Source organism: Microbacterium sp. (assembly GCF_049661145.1).
In the GTDB taxonomy this organism is placed as follows: Bacteria; Actinomycetota; Actinomycetes; order Actinomycetales; family Microbacteriaceae; genus Microbacterium.
Window position 1 is genome coordinate 1 of sequence record NZ_JBASZT010000280.1, and the last position, 24353, is coordinate 24353.

Below are 24353 nucleotides of genomic sequence, written 5' to 3' on the forward strand. Positions count from 1 at the left end.
GCCCGTGACCGCGCTCTGGCGCGAGTCCGCGCCGGCGACGCGGAGGCTCGGCCGCGCAACCTCTCCCGTGACCGGTGCCCGGCTGCCGATCCACCACTGGAGTGCGCCGACTGCGGGCGCGCCGTCGCCGGTCGTCCTGCTCCTCGACGGCGAGGTGTGGCACAGGCAGTTCGCCATCGCCGCGGAACTCGACCGGCGCGTCGCCCGCGGCGAGGTACCGCCGCTGCATCTCCTGTTCCTGGATTCCGGCGGGCCGAAGCAGCGGGAGTTCGACTACGCGTCGTCTCCTGACGAGTCGGGCGCCCTGCTCGCTTCGGTGCGCGAGGTCGCGACGCGGGGCGGCGTGCCCGACTCGCCGTGGATCGTCGCCGGCCAAAGCATGGGCGGGCTCTTCGCCATGCTCGCTGCCGTGCGGCATCCGCATCTCGTGCGCGCCGCCGTCGCACAGTCGCCTTCGCTGTGGTGGCCCTCCTCCCCTGACCCGTGGCAGCACGAGTCCGGGTGGTTCGAGGAGTGCGGGGCGGCGCTGGCGGCCAGAGCACACATCGCGCCGTTGCTCCTCCAGGCCGGGGAACTCGACGACGACGTGGCGACGCGATGCCGTGCCGCGGCGGTGCTGCTGCGCTCGCACGGTCGCCTGCTCGGCTACGACGAGCACCCGGGCGGGCACGATGTGCTGCAATGGCAGGCAGACCTCGCCGACGCCCTCAGCACCGTGCTCTCGTCGGCGTGACCCAGAAAGGCAACACCGTGTCCGAGACCGTTCCCACTCACGACATCGTCATCGTCGGCGGCGGACACAACGGCCTCACCGCGGCGGCCTACCTCGCCCGGGCCGGACTCTCTGTCCTCCTCCTGGAACGCCTCGACGCGACCGGCGGCGCCGCCGTGAGCGCGCGGGCCTTCGCCGGGCTCGATGCGCGGCTGTCGCGCTACGCGTACCTCGTGAGCCTGCTGCCGCAGCGGATCAAGGACGATCTGGGACTCGACATCCGCCTCGCGCGGCGCCGCTACTCCTCGTATACGCCGCTCCCGGGGGATGCCGAGGGGCGCGGCCTCCTCGTCAATCGTGAGGACGCGGAGGCCACGCGTGCCTCGTTCGCCGAGATCGACGCGGCGGCGGATGCCGAGGGCTTCGCCGCACTGTACGAGAAGACCACCCGGGTCGCCGCGGCGCTGTGGCCGACGGTCACGAACCCACTCCCCACGCGCAGCGAGGCGCGGGCGGCCCTGGGCGACGACGAGCTGTGGGAGGCGATCTTCGAACGCCCGATCGGCGAGTTCATCGAGGCGCACGTCGACGACGACCTCGTGCGGGGCGTCGTGCTCACCGATGCCCTCATCGGCACCTTCGCGGCAGCGCACCAGCCGGACCTGCAGCAGAACAAGTGCTTCTTCTACCACGTCATCGGCGGCGGCACGGGCGACTGGGACGTGCCGATCGGCGGCATGGGTGAGGTGACCGGGCAGCTCGCCGCCGTCGCGGGCGCCGCGGGCGCCGAGCTGCGCACCGACGCCGAGGTGGTCGGCATCCGCCCCGACGGCACGGTCACCTACCGTACGGATGCCGGCGAGCGCACCGCCGTCGGCATCCGCGTGCTCGCGAACGTCGCGCCGGCCGTGCTCGATGAGCTTCTCGGCACGCCTGCCGCCGAGCGGGCATCGTTTCCGCAGGGCGCCCAGGTCAAGGTGAACCTGCTGCTGAAGCGGCTGCCGCGGCTGCGCGATGGGTCGATCGCGCCCGAGGCGGCGTTCGGCGGCACGTTCCACATCAACGAGGAGTACTCGCAGTTGCAGACGGCGTACGAGCGGGCTGCGACCGGGGCGATCCCCACGGCACTGCCGTGCGAGATCTACTGCCATTCGCTCGCCGACCGCACGATCCTGGGTCCCGAGCTCGCCGCGAGCGGGGCTCAGACGCTCACGGTGTTCGGCCTGCACGTGCCCGACGGCATCGTCGTCACGGCGGAGAACAACGATGCGCAGCGCGAGCGCCTGCAGGCAGCGGTGCTCGCGTCGCTGAACTCCGTGCTGGCCGAGCCCGTCGAGGACCTGTTGATGACGGATTCCGACGGCCTCCCGTGCATCGAGACCAAGACGACGCAGGACCTCGAGCACGCCCTGAACCTGCCGGGCGGCAACATCTTCCACGGCCCGCTGTCATGGCCGTTCCTCGAGGACGACGCCCCGCGCGACACCCCGGCACAGCGCTGGGGCGTCGCAACCGCGCACGACCGCATCCTGCTGTGCGGATCGGGAGCCGGCCGCGGCGGCGCGGTCAGTGGCCTCGGGGGCCACAACGCTGCCATGGCGGTGCTGGAGGAGTTGGTGGCTGCGGGGGCGTAGGGGGTTCGGGGGCGTCCGGCGGTTGCGGGGGCGTCGGGGTGAGGCGCGTTGAGTTGCCACACAGTTGTGGCCTCCCGCGGGACCTCATGCCACAACTTGTGGCAAGCGAACCGGCGCCCCCAGGGCGCTAGGGTCGGATTCGTGGACACCGTCGACAGCATCGTCGCCGACCTCGCGGGAATCTGCGCCGGGCACGGGCTGACCGTCGCGGCGGTGGAATCGCTGACGAGTGGGGCGGTGGCCAGCGCGCTGGGCAAGGGCGAGAACGCAGCCGACTGGTTCGCCGGGGGCGTCGTCGCCTACCGGATGGCGACCAAGCTCGCGGTCCTTCGTGTGCGGCCCGGCACCGACCCGAGCACGCCGGAGTGTGCGGCGCAGCTCGCGGCGCACGGGCGCGAACTCCTGGCCGCGGACGCGTGCGTATCGGTCACGGGCGTCGGCGGACCGGACCCCGACAACGGCCACGCGGCGGGTGAAGTGCACCTCGGCATCGCCACGGCGAACGGTGTCGATACGCAGTCCCTGCAGTTCGGCGGACGTCCCGACGAGGTCGTGGAGCGCAGCGTGCACGCGGCCGTCACGATGCTCTGCGACACCGTCCGCACGCTGGCGGCACGTGCAGCATCCACGGCCGCGAACCCCACGGCATCCGGCGACATCGACGCCGACACCAACACCAACACCGACGACCTCGACGTCCGCATCCTGCCGCTACGTCGCTCCGACGCCGGCGAAGTTCTCACGATCCAGCGGGCTGCCTTCGTGAGCGAAGCGAAGCTCTACGGCAGCGCCGACCTCGCGCCGCTGACCCAGACGCTCTCCGAAGTGGAGGCGGAGCTTCGGGATGCCGAGGGCTGGGTGGCCCGCGTCGGTGGGCGGCTGGTCGGGGCGATCCGCACGCGCGAGAGCGAGGACCTGTTGCTGATCGGACGCATCGCGGTCGCCCCGGATCTCCAGGGCTCCGGAATCGGCCGGCGCCTGCTGGCGGCGGCCGAAGATTCCACGTCGGCATCCGCGGCGGAACTGTTCACCGGCAGCCTGAGCGATGCCAACCTGCGGCTGTACCGCGACTGCGGCTACGTCGAAACCGAACGCATCGACCAGGGCGACGGCACGCAGCAGGTGTTCCTGCGCAAGCGACTGCGCGACTGAGCAGGGGCGACGATGCCGCGCCCCGTCGGGCGGGCGGGCCGTCACCACAACACGTGCGGCAGGGGGTCCCTCATCCCCGTGTCCCTGGAGACGAGGGTGGATGCCGTGAGCGCGGCCTGCGCGACGAGCATGCGGTCGAACGGGTCGCGGTGCTCCCACGGCAGCGTTCCGGCGAGCATCGCGTGTTCGTGCTCGATCGGCAAGACGGTGGCCCCGAGCCGGCGCGCCATGCCCGCGAAGTCCTGAACGAGGGGCTCCACGCCCGGCATCTTGCCAAGCCGGAACTTCGTCCCGATCTCCCACGCGGACGCGGCACTGACAAGGAGCACGTTCCCCGGATCGGCGACGGCGGAGCTCGCCTCGTCCGAGAGCCGCGAAGGGCTACCGACCGCCCACACGAATGCGTGAGTGTCCAGGAGAAGTCGCATCAGGCTTCCCAGGCATCCAGCTCTTCGTCCGACAGCGGATCGAACGAGGAGTCGGGCACCTCGAGCGAGATGAACCCCAGTGCCCGCGTGCGACCCTCGACGGGCACCAGCCGAACCGCCGCGACGCCATGGCGCGCAATCGTCACCTCGTCGCCGGCCTCGGCGCGCGCGACGAGCTGCGAGAGCTGGGTCTTCGCCTCCTGCATGTTGACCTGGACCATGCACCTAGTCTAGCTGGATTGGCTAGGCCACGCCCGCTTGACGCTGAGTGCGGGCGACGACCACCTCGACACCCTTGTCTCGCAGACGCGCGATATCGCTGGCGCCGGTCGCGCTGTCGACGATCACAGCGTCGAACGCCGTCAGCGGCATGAGCGCGTGCAGCGCACGCTTCTCGAACTTCGTGTGATCGACGATCAGGATGCGCCGCGTCGACGAATCGAACATCGCGCGTTTGATGTCGTTGGTCTGAAGCGACTGATGGAACGCGACATCATCGGTGATCGCGGCCGTCGACATGATGAACAGGTCTGCTCTCAGCGCCTCGATCGCGGCTGTGGTGATCCCCCCCATGAACGCGCTGCACCAATTGAAGTACTGTCCACCGAGCCCGAGGAGAGTGATCCCACTGACTCCACGGAGACTATCCATCACGGTGAGGGTGTTGGTGATCACTGTGAGCGGGCGGCGCGTGCGCAAGTGCGGAACGAGGTGGAATGTCGACGTGGAGTCGTCCAGCATCACCGCCTGGCCCGGCTCCACGAACTCCAGGGCTGCAAGGGCAATGGCTTCCTTCTCACCGGTCTGTCGATTCGAGCGGTAGACATCGCTCGACTCGACGAGCGAGGTGGACATCGCGGTCGCAACACCTCGGCTCTTTCGCAGCAGGCCGCGCGCCTCGAGCCCGTCGAGGTCACGATGCACCGTCATCACGCTGATGCCGAACCGCTCGGCGAGTTGTTCGATGCGGACAGTACCTTCGGCCATGACGACCTCGGTGATGGCCTGCTGCCGGGCTGCCTGTCGAGACTGGCGCGGACCGGCATCGAGGGATGTCTCTGTCATGGCCTTCTCCGGACTGCTGTCGACGACCCTCTCAACGTAGCGCAGCGGCCTCGTCGACGATGCGCCCGAATGCGGCGGGGTCGTGGGCGAAGCGCCCGAGGAAGAGACCGTCGACGGCGTCGCCAAGCGCGGTCAGTGTGCCCGGCTGGGCTGATCCACCGTAGATGACACGGGGTGTGGCGAGTCTTCGGTCCTGGCGCAACCGGCTTGTCAGGGTCGTGACGACGGTGCGCACATGCTCGGCGGATGCGGGCTGAGCTTGTCCGATAGCCCACACCGGTTCATAGGCGACGATGATCTCACCGTCGACGATCTTGGCCACGCTCAACGCGCTCTCGATCTGGACCACGCACGCGCTCGCCGCATCTTCCGGGCTCATGAGTACACCCTCGCCGACGCACAGCACCGGTACGAGTCCGTTCCGGAAGGCAGCGGCGACCTTGTCGGCGACCACCTCGTCAGTCTCACCGAACAACTCACGGCGTTCCGCATGTCCGACCTCGACGAGAGTGCAGCCGATGGCACCGAGGTCCTGTCCGCTGACCGCGCCGGTGTACGCGCCGCGGTCCGCCCAATGGAGATCCTGCGCGCCGATCCGTACGTCGGTGCCGGCGAACTCCTGCCTCACCAGTGACAACGCCGGTAGCGATGGCAGCGCGAACAGCGCTACGGATCCGCTTCGCACCGCCGGATGGGACCGCGCGATCGCCGCGATATCGTGCGCCCACTGCGCGGTGCGTGCGACGTCCAGATACAGCTTCAGGCTCACGCCGAGGAGGATCGGGGGACGCCCGGAACCAAGGCCGCGATCAACCACAGGCGCCGGTCTGTTCATACTCGCCGATCAGACCCACCTTTTCGGCAGACGCGGAGGAGTCGTCGAAGCGATAGCTCAGCCATTCCCGAGCCAGTCGGCGCGCGAGTTCCAGGCCGACGACGCGCTGTCCGAAGGTGAGAACCTGGGCGTTATTGCTGAGAACGCTCCGCTCGACGCTGAAGCTGTCGTGGGCGGTAACGGCACGGATGCCGGGCACCTTGTTTGCTGCGATGGCGACACCGAGTCCCGTTCCGCACACCAGGAGCGCACGGTCCGCTTCACCGTTCTTGATGCGCTCTGCGGCCTCGATCGCAACACGGGGATACGCGGTATGTCCGTCGGAGGTCACCCCCACGTCGACCACCGATGCGACGCGAGGATCGTTCTGGAGGTCCGCCTTCAGTGCTTCCTTGTATTGGTACCCGGCGTCGTCGGATCCGACGACGATACGCCACTGCGTAGTCATGCTTGCTCCTTCTGATGAAGATGGTCTTCTTGTGCACGGACGAGCACACCGGCGACTTCGGTCATCGCCAGCGCTAGCGAGATCGCTCCTGGATCCGGGGTGCCGAGGCTCTTCTCCAGGTGGGTACGCGCCCGGCCCATCCTGGGCAGGAGGTCCGCCGTCGCCAGCGCGGCCGCAGTCGCGGCAGCCGCGGCATCCGACCATGCGGTCGCAAGCGGCACGCCTTCGTCGACTCGTGCCGCGAGCGTCTCGGCGAAGGGCACGAGAGCGTCGACGAGCGTCTTGTCACCGACGGCGGCCTTACCGAAGCTCTGCACGGCCTCGCGCGCAAGGTCGATGCCGGTGGCGACCGTGAGTGCGTCAGGTTTACCCAGATCACCGACAGCGCCGCCGACGGCGCGAAGTCCCGCACCCCAAAGGGCTCCGGAGGTCCCCCCTGCCCGGTCTGCCCAGGCGTCTCCCGCGACGACGAGAACGGTTCCCGCCCCGGCGCCGTGCGCAACGGCGGCTTCGGCGGCAGCTCGGGCGGCGCGCGCACCGCGCTGCATGCCTATGCCGTGGTCGCCGTCACCGGCGATCGCATCCAGGCGACCGAGTTCGTCCACCTCCCGATCGATGAGCTCGCTGATCGCCGTGAGCGCAGTGGCCACGACGCGCCCGGCGGCGGCGGCCTCGGGCGCGGCCGCCGTGATGTCCACCGTCGCTATCGACGCCTCTGAGTCGGCATCCACGGCCTCGCGCGGCTCCACACTGCCCTTGCGGTACGCCGGGGTGTACGTCGGCGAGGTCCAGGCGGCCTCGAGTTCATCGTCCAGCCAGAGCAGGCTGAGCGAGAGTCCGGCCATTTCGAAGCTCGTCGCGTACTCGCCGACCTCGGGATCCACGGCGACGATCCCGCGCTGCGTCAACTCGCGGGCGACCGCACGGTAGACGACGTACAGCTCCTCCGCCTTGACGGAGCCGAGCCCGTTGAGGATGACGCCGACACGAGCGCCGGCCACGTCGGCGACATCGTCGGGCACTTCTCCGAGGAGACCTCCGACGAATAGCGCCGCGAGCTCGTCAGCGGTGGCCAGCGGGCGCACCTCGATGCCCGGTTCCCCATGAATACCCATGCCGATGGCCATCTGACCGGCCGGAACGGTGAACAGCGGTTCTTCTGCACCGGGGAGAGTGCAACCAGAGAAGGCGATGCCGAGCGAGCGTGTGCGTTCGTTGGCGCGTTCGGTGATGGCCGCGACCTCGTCCAGGCTGAGTCCCTGCGCCGCGGCCCAGCCTGCGGCCCGGAAGACGGCGAGGTCGCCGGCGATTCCGCGGCGCTTGGATCGCTCGTGGGGTGCGGCGCTGTAGATGTCGTCGGTCACGCGGACCGTGCGACACGGGATGCCCTCGGCGCGCAGTCGCTCCTGGGCGAGATCGAAGTTGAGCGCGTCACCCGCGTAGTTCCCGTAGCTGAGGAGGACCCCCGCATCAGTCGCGACCGACTTCGCCACGGTGTAGATCTGTTGCGTGCTCGGCGAGGCGAACACATTGCCCATGGCGGCGGCGTGGGCGAGGCCTGGGCCGACGAGGCCCGCGAAGGCGGGATAGTGACCGGACCCGCCACCGATGACGAGGGCGACTTCGCCCACGGCGGTCGCGGTACGGCGAGCGACTCCCCCGGTGACACGGCGCACCAGGTCGGCGTGGGCGGCGACGAAGCCTTCGGCGGATTCGTCAGCGAAGTCGGCTGCAGCGTTGAGGACGTAACTCATGATGTCTTTCGCGTCGAGGGAGGAACGAGGGGCGGTGCCGGAGGGCATCCAGGGCATCCGCCCCTCGCCGGCCGCGCGGGAGCGCGCGGCCCGTCGGTCTCCGATCAGCCGGAGAAGGTGAAGGGCGCCGTCATCTGGTCGGCGTTGTCCTTCGTGATCAGGACGCAGTCGAATGCCTGCTTCTCGTTCTCGGGCGCCTTGCCGGTACGGATGAACTCGTCGGCCAGTTCGACGGCTTCCTTCGAGAAGACCGCAACCGGCTGGAGCACGGTATAGGCGAGTTCACCGGACTGGATGGCAGCGACCGCATCCGGCGATCCATCGAAACCGCCCACGAGGACGCCCTCGAGCCTGCCGGCCTCCTTCAGCGCGGCGATCGCACCGAGAGCCATCTCGTCATTGCCGGAGATCACGCCATTGATGGTCGCGTTCGCCTGCATGAGCGACTGCATCTTGTCGTGACCCTTCGTGCGGTCCCAGTCGGCGACCTCCTTGCCCACCTGGACGAGGTCGGGGTACTGGCTGATGACCGTCGTGTAGCCGTTGGAGCGGGTCTGTGCGTTGTTGTCCGAGGGCGCACCGAACAGCTCGACGTAGTCGCCCTTCTCGCCCATGAGCTTCACCCACTCCTGTGCGCCGATGGCCGCGCCCTGCGCGTTGTTCGAGACGAGCTGAGCCTTGGCGAGGCCGGACTCGTTGATCTCGGCGTTGACGAGGAAGACGGGGATTCCGGCGGCATTGGCCTTCTTCACCGCCGCGATCGAACCATCCGCGTTGGCCGGGTCGAGGATGATCGCCACCGACTTGTTCGAGATGGCGGTGTCGATGAGCGTGTTCTCGGTGTTGGTGTCACCCTTGTGCGCGCCGACGGTCGCTTCGTAGCCGAGGTCTTCGGCAGTGGCCTTGGCGACGTCGCCTTCGGTCTTCCAGTAAGGGTTGGCCGGGTCGTTCACGATGATCGTGATGAGCCCACCGGCCTCTCCCCCGCCTCCGTCTCCCGGTGTCGCGGGAGTGCTGGAGCCGGAACAGGCGGTGAGGCCGAGGATCAGCGCGCCCGCGGCGACGAGGGCGGCGAGTGCCTTCTTACCTACCATGTGTTGCGTCCTTTCTTGGTGGATCGGCAGCGGTCATCGATGCCGAGTTCGTGGTCAGTCCTTCGACGAGCGAGTGAGCAAGGACTGATCCGACGTCTGAGGGGCCACGGCGGTCGGAGCGGCTGGGGCCGCGGGCGCGGCCGGCTTGCGGCGCCGCCCGTACTGGAGCGTGTTGAGCAGAACCGCCACCACGATGACGGCACCCATGAACACCATCTGCCAGTACGCGGAGACTCCGACGATCACGAGGCCGTCCGAGAGGAAGCAGATGACGAACGCACCCAACAGGGTTCCGCGAACATTGCCACGGCCACCCGTGAGCGCCGCGCCGCCGATGACGACCGCCGCGATCGCGGTGAGCTCGTACGTGTTGCCAGCGGTCGGCGAGGCACTGGTGAGGGTGGAGGCGAGGATCAGTCCCGCGATCGATGCGCAGATGCCCGAGATCACGTAGACCCACACCTTGACTCGACGCACCGGGACACCGGAGAGCTCCGCCGCCCGCTCGTTGCCGCCCGCGGCATACATCCAACGCCCGAACTTCGTCCGGCCCAGCACGAAGCCGAGGATGATGGCCACGACGCCCATGATGATCACTCCGACGGGGATGCCGAGGATGCGGTTGAAGCCGAGCCACTCGATCCCCGTGTTGCCCAGTTCGGGGTCACCCGCGAGGTCGTTGATGGTGAGACCGTTCGTCATCAGCAGCGCGAGACCTCGCACGACGTAGAGCATTCCGAGAGTGGCCACGAACGGCGCCACCTTGAACCTCGAGACGAGAATGCCGTTGACGAATCCAACGAGCGCGCCCACCCCGCACGAGAGGAGCACGACCACAGGGACGCTCGGGAACAGCGTGACACCGAGGAAGTTGATGGGCACGCCCTGGAGGAGAAAGCCTCCGATGATCGCTGAGAAGCCGAGTGTGGAACCGACCGAGAGGTCGATGCCGCCGTTGAGGATGACCATGAGCATGCCCATGCCCAGCAGGGCGTAGATCGCCACGTGGGACGCCATGATCAGGATGTTCTCGACGGTGAAGTAGTTGGGCGAGAGCAGCGAGAACACCACGATGATGAGGATGAGCGCGAGGAAAGCGCGCCCTTCGAGAAGGAGCTTCGCCAGCGAGAACTTCTTCTTGTTCTCGAGGATGATTCGGGTTGTGGTCGTCGTCGTCATTGTCGGGTCCGTTTCTGGTGCGGTCAGGCGGCCACGGCCTCGCCGGAGGCGGCCATGATCATGTCTTTCGTGACGTCGGGTCCGAACTCCGCGGAGATGCGGCCGCGACGCATCACGATGATGCGGTGTGCGATGCTGAGACACTCGCCCACTTCGGAGGTGGAGAACACGACGGCCAGTCCTTCCCGCGCGCGGTCGGCGAGCAGGCGGAAGACCTCTGCCTTGGCGCCCACGTCGATGCCGCGGCTCGGCTCGTCGAGCAGCATGACGCGAGGCCCGGTGGCCACGATCTTCCCGATGACGACCTTCTGCTGATTACCGCCCGACAGTGCCCCGATCGGGAGTTCCGGCCCGGGGGTCTTCACCGTGACCGCCTTGATGAGCTCCGCGGAGCGCTTCTTCTCCAGCCGTCCCGAGATCATGCCGCGGTGGATGCTGACGTCGAGGCTCGCGAGCGTGAGGTTCGTGCCCACATCGAACGTCTGCACGAGACCATCGCGCTGGCGATCCTCGGGAACGAGCCCGATACCGGCTGCGATACGCTCGGCGATCGTGTCCTGCAGGACCGAGCGCCCCTCGAGCAGGATGTCGCCGCCCGCGACCGGCTCCTTGCCGGCGATCGCCTCGAGCAGCTCGGTGCGCCCCGCCCCCATCAGTCCGTAGATGCAGACGATCTCGCCGGCGCGCACCTGGAGGTCGAGACGGTTGACAATCGCCCGTTCCGCGTTCTCGCGGTCGAGGACGGTGAGGCCATTGACGTGCAGCGCGACCTCGCCGAAGTCATAGCCGGTCGGCGGTGACCCGAGGTCGAAGTTGTCGCCGACCATGTTGCGGACGATCCACTCCAGGTCGATCTGGCTTCGCTCGCCGCGGGCGGTCATGGTGCCGTCGCGCAACACGACGGCGTGGTCGGTGACCTCCAGCGCCTCCTCGAGGTGATGTGAGATGTACACGATCGCGACGCCGCGCGCCAGGAGATCCCGGATGACGCCGAACAGGACGTCCACCTCTGCGGCGGCGAGCGCCGAGGTCGGCTCGTCCATGATGAGGATGCGCGAGTTCGCTGACAGCGCCCGGGCGATCTCGACGATCTGCTGCTGACCGACGCGCAGGTCGGCCACAAGTGTGTCGGGGTCGACGGGAAGCTGCAGCTCGTCCAACAGGGCGTGCGCCTGCCGCGTCTCCTCGGCGAAGTCGACGCCGAACAGCCCGCCGATCTCACGGCCCATGAAGATGTTGTCGCGGATCGAGAGGTTAGGGGCGAGGCTCAACTCCTGGTGGATGATCGAGATGCCCCTGTCGCGCGCGTCGTTGGTGGACGCGAACACGACCGGTTCACCGTCGAGGACGATCTCCCCCGATGTAGGCTGCTCGACGCCGGAGAGGATCTTCATCAGCGTCGACTTGCCCGCGCCGTTCTCGCCGAACAACGTCGTCACGGTGCCTTTGCGGATCTCGAAGTTCACGCCCTTGAGCGCGCGGGTGCCGCCGTACGTCTTCACGATGTTCCGCGCTTCAAGCACGACCTCGTCGAAGGTGGCCTGGTCGCTCATTGGACGCTCAGCTCGACGGGCGTGACGAGCCACGCGGCGGGGTTGACGAGCGTGAACGCGCCGGTGACCTCAATCGTCTTGCCGGTGAGATTCGCGGTGTCGACGTCCGCGAGTACTGCGGTCTTCAGCTCGTCGTTGAGAGCGGCTGCCGCGTTCTGGAAGTCGATCTGGTTCTTGAACTGGCCGAACGCGATCTCGCCGGTCGCGTCGCGCAGTTCGGTGCCGTTGATGGCGGGTCCGGTCTGCACACGGATGAGCAGATCGTCCGGGACGCCGTCGACGGTCACCGGATACATGCCGGCCTGGCCCTCGCCGACGACGCCGGTGAACGTCACACTGTAGACGGGCCCGCCGGAGCTCTGCACGGCATACTCCTCCTCCGCCGCCGCGGGGTCCGCGGCGATCGCCGCCGCAAGCGTCTCGGCATCCACGGCTTTGTCCACGACGGCCGCCTGCACCTCAGGGAAGTGCTCCACGCCGAACGTGGCGGGATCGAAGTCCACTGCGCCCTGCGCGAGCGGATCGTCGCTCGGGACGACTTTGGTGCCGAGCACGATCCCGAGGAGAACCAGGGCGACGACACCGATCCAGATGCCGCGCTTGGCGGCGGCAGACAGCGGGCGGCGGGCGGTCGTTGCAGCGGTCACAGGAGGACTCGCGACTCTGAGTCGTTCGGGCGGATCTGGAGCTTGCGACCCTCGCCCTTGCGGAACATCTCCAACGCCTCCGAGTAGTCGTCGAGGGTGAAGGAGTGGCTGATCATCGCAGTTGCGTTGATGGCTCCCGCCTCGAACAGTTCGACAGCGCGGCCGAAGGAGTTCAGCACGGCCATCGTCCCGACGATCGAGATCTCATCGCGGTAGACGCGGAAAGGCGAGAACTGCGCCGTGCGGTCCGCCGGGGCCACTCCGAAGTCCTGGAAGAACCCCGCAGGCTTGACGCGCGTGAGCGCATCCTCGATGGCACGGATGTTGCCGGTGCAGTCGATGACGACGTCCCATTTCTCGCGATCGGCGTCGTCGGCGCTGGTGTAGCGCAGTGCGATGCCGCATTCCTCGGCCGTCTTCAGCCGCGCCTCGTTGAGGTCGACGATCGTGACGGTCGAGGCGCCGGCGCGGGTGGCCAGCTGAGCCATGAGCAGGCCCATCGTCCCGGCGCCGTAGACGAGTACGTGATCTCCCAGTCGCCGCGGGAGGACGTCCCACCCGCGTATCGCGCACGCGAGTGGCTCGATGAGGGCGGCCTCGTAGAGATCGGTCTCGGGCTTGAGCTTGAAGACGTTGCTCGCAGGGGCGGTGAAGTACTCCTGCGACGCGCCGTCGGAGGCGACGACGCCGAGGCCGTTCCAGAATCGGCAGAGGTTCTGGTGTCCGTTGAGGCAGAACTCGCACTCGCCGCACGTCGTGCTCGGGTTGACCGCGACGTGATCGCCCACCGTGAAGTCGAAGACGCCGCTGTTCACGTCCTCACCCAACGCGACGATCGTTCCTGTGGCTTCGTGCCCGGGAACGAGGGGGAACACAGTCCCCTCGAACTCACCGTCGAACACGTGCGTATCCGTGCCACAGATACCGACCGCGGCGGTCTTGATGAGGATCTCCTTGTACCCAGGCTCCGGCGTGGGCCGTTCCCTGAGAGACAACTCGCCTTCTGAAGTGAAGACAACTGCGCGCATCCTTGCTCCCGTTTTCCGTCACCGTCGACGCATCCCTGCGAGCGACGGTGCTCGATCTGTGGCCAGGAAGAACCCGGCCGGGTCCTTCCGTACAGTCTGTTGGGGATTTCTCCCCGTGTTACGTTTGATGTGATCTTGTCATGCCTTCTCGTTATATGCAACACTTAAACATCACATTTTGATCGTGGTCGCGGCGATGCGGCCAACGCAACGGCGCGAAAGGGCTCAGATGTCGAGGCTGGCGTGGGATGAGATCGACCAGCGCGCGGTGGACACCGCTCGGATACTGGCGGCAGATGCTGTCGAGAAGGCCGGTCACGATCACCCGGGTGGACAAGCCGTCGATCATCGTCCTCAGATCGAGCACTTCGCAGCGTCTGCCGACGGGACACTGCTCCTGGAGAAACTCGGTATCACGCCGGCCGCTGTCGTCACTGCCGTGCACTCTTCCCTCGCCTCTTGACTCCACGACCTCGCCCCCACACAAGAAGGACACACTCATGACCATCCCCACGATCGTTCACGGCACCACCGGCGTTGAGGAGGTGCGGTCGTGAGTTCGACAACGATGACGGCGAGCGTTCTCGTCGCTCCGGGAAGGATCGAACTGCAAAGCCGTCCCATCCCGACGCCGGCGCCCGACGAAGTCCTCGTCCGCGTGACTGCCGTCGGAGTCTGCGGGTCGGACGTCCACTTCTACCGCGAAGGACACCTCGGCGATTGGGTCGTCGACGAGCCGCTCGTGCTCGGGCACGAATCCGGGGGCACGATCGTCGACGTGGGATCGGCAGTCGACCGCGGGCGGATCGGCCAACGCGTGTCGATCGAGCCGCAGCACCCATCCATCGGCTCAGCAGAGACGCTGCGCGGCGACTACAATCTGGACCCGCACATGCACTTCTATGCGGTTCCCGGCACCGACGGCGCGTTCCAGGAATACGTTACGATCCAGAGCCACTTCGCTCACTCGATCCCTGACACCGTCAGTGACCACGCCGCAGCGCTCATGGAACCGCTGTCGGTCGCGATCGCCACCGCGCGCAAAGCACGGTTCACCCCCGGAACGAGAGTGCTCATTACGGGTGCGGGCCCCGTCGGCATCGCCACCGCGCAGGTCGCCCGCGCCTACGGCGTGTCAGAGATCATCGTCTCCGACGTCGCCGCCGCCCGGCGCGAGACGGCGCTGCGCTTCGGGGCGACCGCGGTGTTCGACCCCACCACCACGGCACCCGACGAGCTGCCGGAGTTCGACGCGTTCGTAGATGCCTCGGGTGCGGCGCCCGCCGTGCGCAGCGGTATCTCGACGCTCCGTCGCGCTGGACGGGCTGTGCTCGTCGGCATGGGAGCCGCGGAGATCTCCCTGCCGATCACGACGATCCAGAACCGCGAACTGATCATCACGGGAGTCTTCCGCTACGCGAACACGTGGCCGACCGCTATCGCACTCGCCGCGCACGGGCAGGTCGAGCTCGATGCCATGGTCACCGGCACCTTCAGCCTCGACGAAGTGCAGGCGGCCCTGGAATCGACCGCCGATGCGAACGTGATGAAGTCCGTCGTGGAGCCGCACCGCCGCATGCTCGGATAGGTTGCCACGCGCCGCGCCCGACTTGCCGCGTTCTGTCGTTACCCGGCCCGCATAACGACCAAACTCGGCACGTCGATGGCGGATCCGCCCCGAACGAGCCCAGGCCCGGCATTCGCCCACCGACCACAATGGAGAAGGCCCCGGTGGGGGGCCGGGGCCTTCTCGGTGGCACGGGGAGCTCGGGCGACCCGAACGCCGTCGCTCGACCCTGCTGCCATCGGATGTTGCGTGAGCCACGATACGTGGCAGCGGTGGATCGAGCCCACCCCGTTGACGGGGCTGCTATGAACCTGCTACGCGCCCGCCGCGGTCCGCACGAACGCGGCCGTCGCGAGCGCCGCGGCCTGGTCGCCGAGAACGGCGTCATCGAAGAGCACGCGCGGCGAGTGGTTGAACTCCGCGGTGCCCAGCTCGACGTCGGGCGGCGAGGTCGCCAGCCCGAGGAAGGTCCCGGGAACTTCGTCGAGCACGAACGCAAAGTCCTCCGACCCCATCATCGGCGCGGGCACGACCTGCACACGCTGCTCGCCGAAGACACCCCGCAACGCAGCCACCGTTGTTTCTGTCTCACCCGCGTCGTTGACTGTCACGGGATACATCACATCGAACTGCACGTCTGCGGTAAGGCCGTGCGCCGCGGCGATGCCCTCCGCCAGACGCGGCACCTCGACCTGCAGCCGCTCCAGCGACGCCGCCGACATCGTGCGGACGGTTGCGGCCAGTTCGACCTGCTCGGGAATGACGTTGATCGCGCCCTCTCCCGTGCTCATGCGCGTCACCGACAGCACGATCGGGTCGAACGCGTCGAACCGGCGCGTCACGAACGCCTGCAGCGCGAGGACGATCTCCGCCGCGACCGGCACCGGATCGAGCGTCTGGTGGGGCTGCGATCCGTGCCCGCCGCGCCCGCGCACCGTGATGTACAGGTGGTTCGATCCGGCGGCGACGGCGCCGGATCGCGTGAAGAAGACGCCGCGCGGCCCGGGTGCCACGTGGATGCCGTAGGCCGCGACGGGACGCTCCCCCGCGGCATCCAGCACGCCCTCTTCGATCATGATCTTCGCTCCGCCGCAGCCCTCCTCGCCGGGCTGGAACATGAAGATCACCGAGCCGTGCAGTTCGTCGCGGCGCGCCGACAGCAGCCGCGCCGCCCCGACGAGCCCCGCGGTGTGCAGGTCGTGGCCGCAGGCGTGCATCGTCCCGGTCGTCGAGGCGAAGTCGAGCCCGGTCTCCTCCTGGATCGGCAGGCCGTCCATGTCGCCGCGCAGCAGCACGGTCGGGCCCGGCAGCGCGCCGCGCAGCACGGCGACGATCGAGGTCGTCTTCGTGCCGAGCGTGAGCTCCAGCGGCAGTCCATCCAGCGCCGCCAGCACACGCTGCTGCGTGCGAGGGAGGTCGAGGCCGAGCTCGGGGTCGGCGTGCAGTGCCCGCCGCAGCGCAACAAGGTCGGGGAGGATGCCGACGGCATCCGCGGGGAAATCGGGAACGGTCATGACTCAGCTCTCTACGGTCGCCGGGACGGCGAGGTGGTCGTCGGACGTCGGAATGCGCAGCGTCGAGATCGCGATGATGCACACGATGAACGCGGCGGCGCTGATCGCCCAGATCGAGATGTAGCCGCCGATCGAGGACGCGAGCTCGCCCGCGGAGGTGAACGAGGCGAGCACGAGCGCGAAGACGGCGCCGGCGGCCGCGCCACCGAGGGTGCGCAGCGAGTTGTAGACGCCGGTCGCGATGCCGGTCTGGTCGTGCGGCGCGAGTTCGGCCAGCAGCGCCGGAAGCGCGCCGAGCAGCAGACCCATGCCGATGCCCGAGATCGCCGCGGCGATGAAGATCTCGGTCAGCTGGGTGTGCAGCGCGATCTGGAACAGCTGGCCGGCGGCAGCGAGTGAGGCACCGACGATGAGGACGGTGCGGATGCCGATGCGCCGCGCGATCGGCGCGAACACCGCCGCTCCGACGGTGGCGAGGATCGTGATGACGGCGATGACGGCCGACGCAGTCCCCGGGCTCGCCGCGAATCCGTAGCCGGTTTCGGCCGGGTCGGCGGCGAGGAAAGTCGTGATCGGCGACTGGGTGCCGAACATCACCATGCCGAACAGGAACGCGGTGAGGTAGATGGGGCCGACGCGGCGGGAGACGACGAGCCGCACGTCGATCGCGGGCGACGACACGCGCAGCTCCCACAGCACCCACAGCGCGAAGATGACGAGCGCGACGACCAGGGTGAGAATCGTGGCGATGCCGAAGCCGTCGGATGCCGCCAGCCGCAACCCGATCAGCAACACGACCATGGCGACGCCGAGGCCGACGAAACCGACGATGTCGATCTTCACGCGCGTGCGGTCGGTGGACTCGGGCACCTTGAAGAAGACGGCGTAGACGCTCACGATGACGAACAGCGCGGGCACGAGCAGGACGACGACGAGGGAATCGACCAGCGACGAGACGATGCCCGCCGAGATCGTGCCGAGGATCGCCCCGCCGGTGAGGCACGAGACGAGCAGGCCGATGGAGGTGCGGGCGGTCTCGCCCTTGATGCGGTTGTGGACGAGCGCGACCTCCAGCGGCAGCCACACCGCGAGGGGGCCGATGAGCAGCCGCGCGATGAGCATGATCGGGTAGTTCGGCAGGAACGCGGTCACGAGGACGCCCACCAGGACGCAGACCACGGCGATGCGCAGCATCCGTCGGTGTCCGAAGACGTCGCCGAGCTTGGCGAGCAACGGCACGCAGACCGCGGCCGAGAGGCTTTGGACGGTGAGGAACCAGGTGATGTCGGCGTCGCTGACCTGAAGGTGGTCGGCGATGGCGCCGAGCAGGGGCGGGTAGTAGCCCTGCACGAACCCGCTCGCGAGTTCGCAGAAGATGAGAAAGCCGACGACGGAACGGGCGGTCACACCCGCCGTCGGGGCCGTTGCGGGGGCCGGGGAATCGGTCATGAGTGGTCTTTTCGTTCGGTGTCGCGTGCCGTCTCAGCGGGCAGGCGACGGGGAGGATGGGACAGGAGCGCGTCGATGACGGCGCGGTAGTGGTGCTCGTCGATGCGGATGCCCTTGACCGCCTGGCGGTACAGGGTCAGGCCCGCGATCGCGTCGAGGATGACGTCGGGGTCGACGTCATCCGGAAGCTCGCCGCGCGCAACGGCGCGGGCGATGATCTGCGCCCCCTGCTCACGACGCTGCTGGAAGAACTCGGTCCACAGGATCGGAAACACGTCGGGCTCGAACATCGCCTGCATGGCACGACCGAGACCCAGGGCGTTGTCGGACTGGTTGCGCTGATTCTGCAGCGCGTGCTGGAGCAGGTCGTCGGCCGTGTTGCCGGTATCGGGCATGTCTCCGAGCGCGACGCGTGAGCGCACGGTGGCGACGACGAGCCCGACCTTGTCGCCGTAGCGGCGGTAGATTGCCGCCTTGCCGCACTGCGCGGCACGAGCGACCTGCTCGATGCGCAGCGCCGCGTAGCCCTGCTCGTAGAGCAGCTCGGCGGTGGCATCGAGGATCCGACGCGTCAGATCCTCGTCGGTGGGGCGCCCCTGCGGGGCGGTGAGCTCGACGACCATGAGATAACGATACGGAACGGTGTGTTTCGTATGCATTGCGCGCGGATGACGCAACTTCCTCTTGCCGCACACCGCTCTCTTTCCTATTATCTTCGTATGCGTGAAGATATGAAGAGATGCACATTCGGGGTCGAGAGTCAGTTCGTCGAACTCGCGGCCGAAGTGTTCTCGCTGCTGTCGGATGCGACGCGGATCCGGATCATCCTCGCGTTGCGCGAAGGCGAGCTGGCCGTCGGAGAACTGGCGGAGCGGGTGGGGAAGACGCCGACGGCGGTGTCGCAGCATCTCGCGAAGCTGCGCTGGGGGAAGATCGTCCGTGCTCGTCAGGAGGGCACGCGCGTCTTCTACAGTCTGATGGACGAGCACGCACGCGAGCTCGTGACGCATGCCGTTTTCCAGGCGGAGCACGTGGTCGACGGCATCCCGCCGCACCACCACGGCATCGACGGCACGATCACCACCACCGCGGAGCAGACGCGGTGAGCGCGACCGGCACGCGTGCGACCGACAAGGCACCGCCAACCGCGGCGACGAGCCTGTGGCGGAGGATCGATCGCGGCGACGTGGCACGCATGCTCTTCGTCGCGGCCTGCACGCTCGCGGTCGCCCTCGGCCTGACCTGGCCGTGGCCAGCGGTGCCACTGGTCGCGGTCGTGGGCCTCGTGGTCGGCTGTTGGCCGATCCTGACCGAGGCTCTGCACGACGTGCGGCAGCGGCGCATGAGCATGGAGCTGTCGATGCTCATCGCGATCGTGGCAGCCGCACTGATCGGCGAATGGGTGACGTCTCTGCTCATCACGACGTTCGTGCTCGCCGCCGAGATCTTGGAAGACCTGTCGATGGACCGCGGCCGTGACGCGCTCACCGACCTCATGGCATTCCTCCCCGACACCGTGCAGGTGCGACAGGGCGGCGACATCGCGACGGTGCCGCTCGCGACCGTCGAGCCCGGTCAGCTCGTCGTCGTCGCGCCGGGCGGACGAGTTCCCGTCGATGGCGTCGTGATCTCCGGGGAGTCGACGGTGGATCAGTCGCGCATCACCGGCGAGTCGCTGCCCGTCGACGTCGCCACCGGCAGCGAGGTGTTCGCGGGCTCCATCAACCAGATCGGGGCGGTGGAGGTGCGCGCCGAGCGGGTTGGCGCGCAGTCGTCCTACGGGCGCATCGTCGAAGCGGTACGACAGGCGCAGGAGTCCGAGCCGCCCGTGCAGCGCTTGGCCGACAAGCTCGCCGCGTGGCTCGTCTACCTCGCCCTCGGGGGCGCGGTCATCACGTACCTCGTCACGCGGGACCTCACCGCCACCATCTCCATCGTCGTCGTCGCGGGGGCCTGCGTCATCGCGGCGGGCACTCCCCTGGCGGTACTCGCCGCGATCGCGCGAATCGCCCGTTCCGGTGCGTTCGTCAAGGACGGCGCACACCTCGAAGCCCTCTCCACCGTCGACACCGTCGTGTTCGACAAGACAGGAACTCTCACCACGGGCGCTCCCGCAGTGATCGCCGTGCGCACCACCGAGAACGTCGCGGAAGACGAACTGCTGATCCTCGCGGCTGCCGCCGAGGCCTACTCCGAGCATCCGCTCGGAGTGGCCATCGTCGCTCACACCCGAAAGCGAGCCCTGCCGGTCGGCCCCGCGCACGACTTCGCCTATCGGCCGGGCCTCGGCGTGACCGCCATCGTCGACGGCAGACGTGTCGCCGCCGGCAGCCAAGGCCTCGTGAACGACGCGCCCGATGTCATCGATGGGGAGCGCATCGCCACGGCCGTCCACGTCGGCATCGACGGCGAGTATGCCGGCACCATCCTGCTCGCCGACACGATCCGTGACACCGCCCACGCCGCCGTGGCCGAACTGCATCGTCGCGGGCTGCGCACCCTCATCATCACCGGCGATCAGGACGCGACGGCCCGAGCCGTGGCCGCCGAGCTCGGCATCGACGATGTGCGCGCCGGCCTGCTCCCCGATCAGAAGCTCGCCGCCATCGATGCCGAACGCGCCGCCGGACACCGGCTCGCGATGGTCGGAGACGGCGTGAACGACGCGCCCGCCCTGGCACGCGCCAACGTCGGAATCGCGATGGGATCCGGGACCGACATCGCCCGCGAAAGCGCCGACGTCGTGCTCATCAGCTCCGACCTGAACGACCTCGCCCACACCGTTTTCGTGGCCAAGCGTGCCCGGCGAATCGTCATGTTCAACTTCGCAGGCACGATCGTCGTCGACCTCATCGGCATGGGTCTCGCAGCGTTCGGCCTCCTCGGCCCCGTGCTCGCCGCTTTCATCCACGTCGGAAGCGAAACCGCCTTCATCCTCAACTCCGCCCGACTCATCCCGGGGCGCCGTCATCAGGGTCGACCGCCCGGATCGTGACGGGCGCATTGTCGGCGACTCCTATGCGGATACTCGACCGGCGTCGCCGAGACGCGCATGCCTCGGCGGCGGCTCATTCTGATGTCTCCGCGCCGCGAGGCGTGGCGGCAGACTGGCTCTCATGCAGTTCTCACCCGTCAACACGTTGCCCCGGCGGCTGGTCGCTCGTGGAAGCGACGTTTGGCTCGGTCTGCTGCTTTGCCTCGTGATCGCTGTCATCGCCACCGTCATCGGCACGTTCGTGCCACTCGTCGGTTCTGCGATCCCGGCCGTCATGATCGGCGTCGTCATCGCCGTGATCCGCAAGCCCGCGGGCCAGGTGGTGCCGGGCATCGGGTACTCGGGGAAGTTCGTGCTGCAGTGCGCGGTTGTGCTGCTGGGATCACAGCTCTCCTTGAAGAGCATCGTCGAGGTCGGTACCGAGTCATTGCCGGTGATGTTGAGTTCGCTGATCGTGTGCCTCGTCGCCGCATGGCTGCTTGGCCGGTGGATGGGTATCGAACGCGACATCCGCACCCTTATCGGCGTCGGCACCGGCATCTGCGGGGCCTCGGCGATTGCTGCGGTCGCGCCGATCGTGAAGGCGAAGAGCCACGATATCTCCTACGCGATCTCGACCGTGTTCCTTTTCAACATCCTCGCGGTTGTCGTGTTTCCGCTCGTTGGGCACGCACTCGGGATGACGCCGCACGCGTTCGGCCTGTTCGCGGGAACGGCCGTCAACGACACCAGCTCGGTCGTGGCCGCGGCATCCGTGTTCAGCAGTGCGGCGCTCGGCTTCGCCGTCGTCGTCAAGCTGGTGCGCACGCTCATGATCATTCCGATCAGCGTGACGCTTGCGATCATCGAGGGTCGTCGCAATGGCGACGATGAGCGCCTCACCCCGCGGCGGGTGTTCAAGATGATTCCGTGGTTCCTGTTCGGGTTCGTGATCATGGCGCTCATCGCGTCCACCGGGATCATCACGGAGGCGGGAGCTGAGATCCTCGGCCGGCTCAGCGTGTTCCTGGTCGCGACCGCGCTGGCAGGCATCGGACTGTCCACGGACATCCGGGCGATCCGGGCCGCTGGCCTCAAGCCGCTCGCGCTCGGCGGCGTTCTGTCGGCGCTCGTCGCTCTCACCGCCCTCAGTGCGATGTTCCTCACCGGCCATATCTAGCCAAGCGCGTCATCGACGACAGCGTGGCACTTCTCGCGAGATGCCCCCGTAGTCGTAGCGAGTCTGCTCCCTTGGCGGTCGGGGGGTTTGCGATCGGGAGCGACTGCAGCGGAGGGGCATCCGGCACCGCTAAGACGTCGACGAACTCGTCGCACTCTATACGAGGGACTCCACCCCGGCTTTCCGGTGCGCCCACTCACCCACCGCGTGGCATACATGTCATCGCGTCCCACGAACCGGGAAGGGAACAACTCGACCTTCGCGGCGCGCGATGACCCAGCATCAACGGATGCCGCACTCCTCGCCTCTGCATGAGCGTCAGTCGTGGGCGATGGAGCATCGCTTTCCCAGCGCTGCAGAGCCGCGCGGGCGGTCGCCAGTTCGCGTTCGAGTTCCGCGATCCTGCGTCGGAGGATTGCGGCCTCATCGTTCAGGTCTCGCTCGACATTCACCAGGGACCACGCTACCTATCACGCTGCTGGTGCGGATTCAGATCTGCGTTCGGATGCGCTCGGCGGCGCGCGGGGCGTCGATGGCGAGCCGATCGAGGACGTCATCGGTGGTCGCGCCCCCTCCCCAGGCCGTGACGATGGCCACCACGATGTCCCGGAGCACACCCGGGTGTTCGCTGTGCACGTCGGTCAAGAACCGGTCGGGATGCTCGGCCGCCACGCCCCAGGGAGTGAGCGCATCGACCGGAAAGTCGCGGAGGTTGTGAGTGACGATCAGTTGCGCCTCGGCCTGGATCGCGGCGGCCAGAACATGCCGGTCATCGGGGTCGGGCAGCCGCAGCCCCTCGATATGTTGCTCGTAGCCGGTCACCCTGACGTCGCGGATCGCGCCATTCATCAACCCGCGGGTGCGGTCCAATCGTGCAGGATCGAGGTCAGGCCGGTTCTTGCGGAGATTCTCGAACACCTCGTCGAGGATGTCGTCGGTCCACTTCGGTCGCACGAGCCGCGCGATGCCGGCCCTGATCAGCACATCGCGAAGCGTCGATGGGTAAAGCACGTTGGCGTCGTAAACGACGACCAATGACATCAGGCGAATCCCAGTTCCCGGGTCTCTGCCGCCAGCGCGTCCGCGACCGCGGTCCGGCGGGCATCGTCCTCCCGCAGGTAGCGCCCGAGCGATGCCGCCTTCACCCGCCGGTGTGTGCCGACCGTCCTGTACTCGATCAGACCTGCTTCCAGCAGCCCGACCAGAAACGGACGCGACACATTCAGCACCTCCGCCGCCTGACCCGTCGTCAACTCCGCGTGCGCGGGGATCACCGTCACGCCCTCGCCGCGCGCGAAGCTGTCAAGCACCTGCACCAGCGCCGCCAGCGCCGAACGCGGCACCAGAAGGTCACCGTCCCGCCCGCCGACTCGCAAGCGCACGGGCGTGTCCGCGTCAAGCGCACTGTCCAACCCGCGCAGCGCCGAGGCAGCCATCTCCGTGTCCGCCGGCTCAGGCACCAGCGTCGCCACTCCACTCATCGGCCTACTCCCTCAACGAAACAAACGAATCAAACGCAATAAGTGTATCGTGTGCTGCTCCGATCCGGGCTGTTCAGCGACTCATCCCCTGCGCGGTGGCCGTCGCGGCGGTTGCCCCTCGTCCGGCGGCGATGCCACGGGAGGGGAGGCTGGCGAGGGTGCGCGGGGGCCGGACGGATGGGTCGGCGACGATCTGGACGAGACGGACGATGCGTCCTGGCTGGCCTGCGGGTACGCAGTCTGGCGGTGAGGTGGTCGAACGCCGCGCCGCGGAGGCGACGGGCGAACAGTTCCAACGCGACCAAGACCGCATCAGCGCCGAACTCGATGACATCCGCCACCTCATCGCCTAGCAACACACCGGCTACAAGGAAAGCCAAGAGCAACCGGCGAAAGAGAAAGGCCATAAAGCCACGACCCATAATCGCGACGTCGGGTGTTCCAGCCTTCTACATTCGGTAGCGGAGGCGGGACTCGAACCCGCGACCTCACGATTATGAGTCGTGCGCTCTCACCAACTGAGCTACTCCGCCGCGACGCCTCCCGAGCCGAGGAACGGGAGGATGCGAGCCCCGAGTCAGGATTGAACTGACGACCCCTTCCTTACCATGGAAGTGCTCTGCCACTGAGCTATCGGGGCGTGCACCCGCAAACGGGCA

The 24353-nt window shown here is 67.9% G+C and carries 25 protein-coding genes and 2 tRNA genes; 8 read left to right on the forward strand and 19 right to left on the reverse strand.

Annotated elements, in window-relative coordinates:
* From WBP48_RS11730 to WBP48_RS11740, 3 genes are all read left to right on the forward strand, one after another.
* The coding region (locus WBP48_RS11730; RefSeq protein ID WP_424440622.1) for an alpha/beta hydrolase at positions 1–733 on the forward strand (733 nt) is incomplete at its 5' end.
* A gap of 17 nt (positions 734–750) precedes the next feature.
* On the forward strand, positions 751–2346 hold the full coding sequence (locus tag WBP48_RS11735) for a phytoene desaturase family protein (RefSeq protein WP_424440624.1): 1596 nt from the start codon (positions 751–753) through the stop codon (positions 2344–2346).
* A 141-nt stretch (positions 2347–2487) separates the two neighbouring features.
* The gene (locus WBP48_RS11740; RefSeq protein WP_424440626.1) at positions 2488–3498 is read left to right on the forward strand and encodes a nicotinamide-nucleotide amidohydrolase family protein; all 1011 of its coding nucleotides are present in this window, start codon (positions 2488–2490) and stop codon (positions 3496–3498) included.
* A 41-nt stretch (positions 3499–3539) separates the two neighbouring features.
* Here WBP48_RS11740 and WBP48_RS11745 read toward each other — a convergent pair whose 3' ends face one another.
* The 11 genes from WBP48_RS11745 to WBP48_RS11795 form a co-directional block, all read right to left on the reverse strand.
* A complete protein-coding gene (locus WBP48_RS11745; RefSeq protein ID WP_424440628.1) occupies positions 3540–3926 on the reverse strand; it encodes a type II toxin-antitoxin system VapC family toxin in 387 nt (128 codons plus the stop codon).
* A complete protein-coding gene (locus tag WBP48_RS11750; RefSeq protein WP_424440630.1) occupies positions 3926–4147 on the reverse strand; it encodes a type II toxin-antitoxin system Phd/YefM family antitoxin in 222 nt (73 codons plus the stop codon). The genes WBP48_RS11745 and WBP48_RS11750 overlap by 1 nt, the downstream gene beginning before the upstream one ends.
* A 22-nt stretch (positions 4148–4169) precedes the next feature.
* Positions 4170–4991 (reverse strand): DeoR/GlpR family DNA-binding transcription regulator, encoded by an 822-nt coding sequence (locus tag WBP48_RS11755; RefSeq protein WP_424440632.1) that lies wholly within the window; start codon positions 4989–4991, stop codon positions 4170–4172.
* A 31-nt stretch (positions 4992–5022) separates the two neighbouring features.
* Positions 5023–5760, reverse strand: coding sequence for a triose-phosphate isomerase family protein (locus WBP48_RS11760; RefSeq protein WP_424440634.1), 738 nt, complete (start codon positions 5758–5760; stop codon positions 5023–5025).
* A 40-nt stretch (positions 5761–5800) separates the two neighbouring features.
* The gene (locus tag WBP48_RS11765) at positions 5801–6274 is read right to left on the reverse strand and encodes a ribose-5-phosphate isomerase (protein ID WP_424440636.1); all 474 of its coding nucleotides are present in this window, start codon (positions 6272–6274) and stop codon (positions 5801–5803) included.
* The gene (locus WBP48_RS11770; protein WP_424440680.1) at positions 6271–8028 is read right to left on the reverse strand and encodes a dihydroxyacetone kinase family protein; all 1758 of its coding nucleotides are present in this window, start codon (positions 8026–8028) and stop codon (positions 6271–6273) included. The genes WBP48_RS11765 and WBP48_RS11770 overlap by 4 nt, the downstream gene beginning before the upstream one ends.
* Positions 8029–8132: 104 nt before the next feature.
* The gene (locus WBP48_RS11775) at positions 8133–9122 is read right to left on the reverse strand and encodes a D-ribose ABC transporter substrate-binding protein (RefSeq protein ID WP_424440638.1); all 990 of its coding nucleotides are present in this window, start codon (positions 9120–9122) and stop codon (positions 8133–8135) included.
* A 54-nt stretch (positions 9123–9176) separates the two neighbouring features.
* Positions 9177–10301 (reverse strand): ABC transporter permease, encoded by a 1125-nt coding sequence (locus WBP48_RS11780; RefSeq protein WP_424440640.1) that lies wholly within the window; start codon positions 10299–10301, stop codon positions 9177–9179.
* 23 nt (positions 10302–10324) lie between these two features.
* A complete protein-coding gene (locus WBP48_RS11785; RefSeq protein ID WP_424440642.1) occupies positions 10325–11854 on the reverse strand; it encodes a sugar ABC transporter ATP-binding protein in 1530 nt (509 codons plus the stop codon).
* Positions 11851–12501: a DUF2291 family protein gene (locus WBP48_RS11790; RefSeq protein WP_424440644.1), complete on the reverse strand. Its 651-nt coding sequence runs from the start codon at positions 12499–12501 to the stop codon at positions 11851–11853. The genes WBP48_RS11785 and WBP48_RS11790 overlap by 4 nt, the downstream gene beginning before the upstream one ends.
* A complete protein-coding gene (locus tag WBP48_RS11795; protein WP_424440646.1) occupies positions 12498–13496 on the reverse strand; it encodes a zinc-dependent alcohol dehydrogenase family protein in 999 nt (332 codons plus the stop codon). Before WBP48_RS11795 ends, WBP48_RS11790 begins: the two co-directional genes overlap by 4 nt.
* Before the next feature lie 262 nt (positions 13497–13758).
* Here WBP48_RS11795 and WBP48_RS11800 point away from each other — a divergent pair, with 262 nt between their 5' ends.
* Positions 13759–13992 (forward strand): hypothetical protein, encoded by a 234-nt coding sequence (locus WBP48_RS11800; RefSeq protein ID WP_424440684.1) that lies wholly within the window; start codon positions 13759–13761, stop codon positions 13990–13992.
* A gap of 105 nt (positions 13993–14097) precedes the next feature.
* Positions 14098–15117 carry an NAD(P)-dependent alcohol dehydrogenase gene (locus tag WBP48_RS11805; RefSeq protein ID WP_424440682.1) on the forward strand — a complete coding sequence of 340 codons (1020 nt, stop codon included), beginning with the start codon at positions 14098–14100 and terminating at the stop codon, positions 15115–15117.
* Positions 15118–15410: 293 nt separating this feature from the next.
* On the opposite strand, the gene WBP48_RS11810 is transcribed toward WBP48_RS11805, so the two are convergent.
* Genes WBP48_RS11810 through WBP48_RS11820 form a run of 3 tightly spaced genes read right to left on the reverse strand, consistent with a single transcriptional unit; the run spans position 15411 to position 18682 of the window.
* A complete protein-coding gene (locus WBP48_RS11810) occupies positions 15411–16610 on the reverse strand; it encodes a M20 metallopeptidase family protein (protein ID WP_424440648.1) in 1200 nt (399 codons plus the stop codon).
* 3 nt (positions 16611–16613) lie between these two features.
* A complete protein-coding gene (locus WBP48_RS11815; protein ID WP_424440650.1) occupies positions 16614–18059 on the reverse strand; it encodes an MFS transporter in 1446 nt (481 codons plus the stop codon).
* Positions 18056–18682, reverse strand: a complete 627-nt coding sequence (locus WBP48_RS11820) for a TetR/AcrR family transcriptional regulator (RefSeq protein ID WP_424440652.1) — start codon at positions 18680–18682, stop codon at positions 18056–18058. Before WBP48_RS11820 ends, WBP48_RS11815 begins: the two co-directional genes overlap by 4 nt.
* Positions 18683–18778: 96 nt before the next feature.
* Between WBP48_RS11820 and WBP48_RS11825 the strand changes: the two genes are divergently transcribed.
* From WBP48_RS11825 to WBP48_RS11835, 3 genes are all read left to right on the forward strand, one after another.
* Positions 18779–19165 (forward strand): ArsR/SmtB family transcription factor, encoded by a 387-nt coding sequence (locus WBP48_RS11825; protein WP_424440654.1) that lies wholly within the window; start codon positions 18779–18781, stop codon positions 19163–19165.
* On the forward strand, positions 19162–21054 hold the full coding sequence (locus WBP48_RS11830) for a heavy metal translocating P-type ATPase (RefSeq protein WP_424440656.1): 1893 nt from the start codon (positions 19162–19164) through the stop codon (positions 21052–21054). The genes WBP48_RS11825 and WBP48_RS11830 overlap by 4 nt, the downstream gene beginning before the upstream one ends.
* Positions 21055–21175: 121 nt before the next feature.
* Positions 21176–22213, forward strand: coding sequence for a YeiH family protein (locus WBP48_RS11835; protein ID WP_424440658.1), 1038 nt, complete (start codon positions 21176–21178; stop codon positions 22211–22213).
* On the opposite strand, the gene WBP48_RS11840 is transcribed toward WBP48_RS11835, so the two are convergent.
* The 5 genes from WBP48_RS11840 to WBP48_RS11860 form a co-directional block, all read right to left on the reverse strand.
* A complete protein-coding gene (locus WBP48_RS11840) occupies positions 22210–22665 on the reverse strand; it encodes a TOTE conflict system archaeo-eukaryotic primase domain-containing protein (RefSeq protein WP_424440660.1) in 456 nt (151 codons plus the stop codon). The two genes, WBP48_RS11835 and WBP48_RS11840, sit on opposite strands and share 4 nt — an antisense overlap.
* A gap of 37 nt (positions 22666–22702) precedes the next feature.
* Positions 22703–23254, reverse strand: a complete 552-nt coding sequence (locus WBP48_RS11845; protein WP_424440662.1) for a PIN domain-containing protein — start codon at positions 23252–23254, stop codon at positions 22703–22705.
* On the reverse strand, positions 23254–23685 hold the full coding sequence (locus WBP48_RS11850; protein WP_424440664.1) for an excisionase family DNA-binding protein: 432 nt from the start codon (positions 23683–23685) through the stop codon (positions 23254–23256). The genes WBP48_RS11845 and WBP48_RS11850 overlap by 1 nt, the downstream gene beginning before the upstream one ends.
* A gap of 468 nt (positions 23686–24153) precedes the next feature.
* Positions 24154–24227 (reverse strand) — tRNA-Met (locus WBP48_RS11855).
* 35 nt (positions 24228–24262) lie between these two features.
* A tRNA-Thr gene (locus tag WBP48_RS11860) sits at positions 24263–24334 on the reverse strand.
* Positions 24335–24353 lie beyond the last annotated feature (19 nt).

Bases quoted from the DNA above. Each gene is read 5' to 3' on its own strand.
- WBP48_RS11745 (WP_424440628.1), bottom strand. From the start codon at position 3,926: ATGCGACTTCTCCTGGACACTCACGCATTCGTGTGGGCGGTCGGTAGC.
- WBP48_RS11750 (WP_424440630.1), bottom strand. From the start codon at position 4,147: ATGGTCCAGGTCAACATGCAGGAGGCGAAGACCCAGCTCTCGCAGCTC.
- WBP48_RS11755 (WP_424440632.1), bottom strand. From the start codon at position 4,991: ATGACAGAGACATCCCTCGATGCCGGTCCGCGCCAGTCTCGACAGGCA.
- WBP48_RS11765 (WP_424440636.1), bottom strand. From the start codon at position 6,274: ATGACTACGCAGTGGCGTATCGTCGTCGGATCCGACGACGCCGGGTAC.
- WBP48_RS11770 (WP_424440680.1), bottom strand. From the start codon at position 8,028: ATGAGTTACGTCCTCAACGCTGCAGCCGACTTCGCTGACGAATCCGCC.
- WBP48_RS11775 (WP_424440638.1), bottom strand. From the start codon at position 9,122: ATGGTAGGTAAGAAGGCACTCGCCGCCCTCGTCGCCGCGGGCGCGCTG.
- WBP48_RS11780 (WP_424440640.1), bottom strand. From the start codon at position 10,301: ATGACGACGACGACCACAACCCGAATCATCCTCGAGAACAAGAAGAAG.
- WBP48_RS11785 (WP_424440642.1), bottom strand. From the start codon at position 11,854: ATGAGCGACCAGGCCACCTTCGACGAGGTCGTGCTTGAAGCGCGGAAC.
- WBP48_RS11800 (WP_424440684.1), top strand. From the start codon at position 13,759: ATGTCGAGGCTGGCGTGGGATGAGATCGACCAGCGCGCGGTGGACACC.
- WBP48_RS11805 (WP_424440682.1), top strand. From the start codon at position 14,098: ATGACGGCGAGCGTTCTCGTCGCTCCGGGAAGGATCGAACTGCAAAGC.
- WBP48_RS11810 (WP_424440648.1), bottom strand. From the start codon at position 16,610: ATGACCGTTCCCGATTTCCCCGCGGATGCCGTCGGCATCCTCCCCGAC.
- WBP48_RS11815 (WP_424440650.1), bottom strand. From the start codon at position 18,059: ATGACCGATTCCCCGGCCCCCGCAACGGCCCCGACGGCGGGTGTGACC.
- WBP48_RS11820 (WP_424440652.1), bottom strand. From the start codon at position 18,682: ATGGTCGTCGAGCTCACCGCCCCGCAGGGGCGCCCCACCGACGAGGAT.
- WBP48_RS11825 (WP_424440654.1), top strand. From the start codon at position 18,779: ATGCGTGAAGATATGAAGAGATGCACATTCGGGGTCGAGAGTCAGTTC.
- WBP48_RS11835 (WP_424440658.1), top strand. From the start codon at position 21,176: ATGCAGTTCTCACCCGTCAACACGTTGCCCCGGCGGCTGGTCGCTCGT.
- WBP48_RS11845 (WP_424440662.1), bottom strand. From the start codon at position 23,254: ATGTCATTGGTCGTCGTTTACGACGCCAACGTGCTTTACCCATCGACG.